The organism is Endozoicomonas sp. ISHI1 (genome assembly GCF_024606225.1).
Lineage (GTDB): Bacteria > Pseudomonadota > Gammaproteobacteria > Pseudomonadales > Endozoicomonadaceae > Endozoicomonas_A.
Genome location: NZ_JAGRPU010000137.1, coordinates 1 through 1,247, shown reverse-complemented (window position 1 = coordinate 1,247; position 1,247 = coordinate 1). Strand labels below are relative to the sequence as shown.

At 52.1% G+C, this 1,247-nt stretch carries 1 protein-coding gene; it reads left to right on the top strand.

What is annotated here, in order from left to right; translation table 11 throughout:
- A partial coding sequence (locus KBW69_RS23395; RefSeq protein WP_257282541.1) for a hypothetical protein occupies positions 1-1,247 on the top strand: 1,247 nt, incomplete at both ends.

The window sequence follows — 1,247 nt, the reverse complement described above, 5'->3', positions numbered from 1 at the left end:
ACTGGCGACACTTACTGCTGGGCGGTCCCGGAGTAGATCAACAGGGGCGAATTCAGCACATCCCCGGCAGGCTTGAGTCATTAAGGGCCGGACAGCGGGTGATTCTGAAAGGAGCCAACTGGCAGGATCTGGCCTTTGAACAGACGATTCGACAGATGCTGGCGCAAAAGAGCTATGAGAGCAATGGCAAGCTCTGTCAGTTACCCGACAATGTTCAGTTTTATCAAATGCCGGTAGGGAAGGACGAGCTTCATTCACTGTTCCAAAGCCTGTCCCAACCGGATGACAAAGAACTGGCTAAAGGGCACGCACCAGGAACCCCGATCATCATTAACCAGAGTAATATTTCCCAATGGTTGAACCCGATTACCATTGCTCCGGAAGGCTATGCAGTCCCCAACATCAATCTGTTGGAACAAGTCCGGGCGGGTGGTGTAGTCACCGTAACGTCTCCCCTCACTGAGACGCTTTGGTTTTGTTTACTGGGTTCACTGCAGACAATTCGCCAGACGACCGGTCTGGAGCCCCGACTTCAGGTGGCTCACTCAAGACAGCAGCCAAAAGTTCTGAGATTGGCAGAAAACGATGAGTACTCAATGAGGGCCCATCCCGCCTTTAATACCGTCACTTATCAGCAACCTGCACAGGTCAGTCGCTGGATCAATCGCCAGAAAGCACCTCTGGTGATTCAGGTCAATGAAGAGACCAGCCTCAGTCAGCTGTTTGATAATATCCATATCACCTCGGAACAAAAGGCACATTTTGGACGACGTCAAACTGAGTTGCAGGAGGCATTAAGCTCTGGCACTCCGGTTGTATTAAGGGGACTGGAAAGTAATTCAACGCTTCAGCAGCTTCTGGAACCCCTGGTTATTGGCCAACCTCTGTTGATTAATGGCCAGTTACACGTCTACCCAAAAGCTCATGTCACCGTACTCTGGCCTGAGTCCGTGAAAAGCCCATCTTCACTATTCCGTTTGATGGTTGCCTCGGGTAAACCCTGTCCTGAGGTGGATATCTGGGATATCAATGGAGCCAGGTATGATATCCCCCGGACTGAGCTGCCCGAACAAGCACTTCGGCAACTTTACGAAGCGTTTAAAACCGTACCTGGCAACCTTTGCAAGCCTCTGCCTGAACTGACCGAGGGGCTGTTGAATAACCTGATACTGGCTGCCCGGCGGGCACAGCAGGCTGACCAGTCACCACAACTCCTGCCTCGCCACTGGCGCAAGGCCATTAACAGC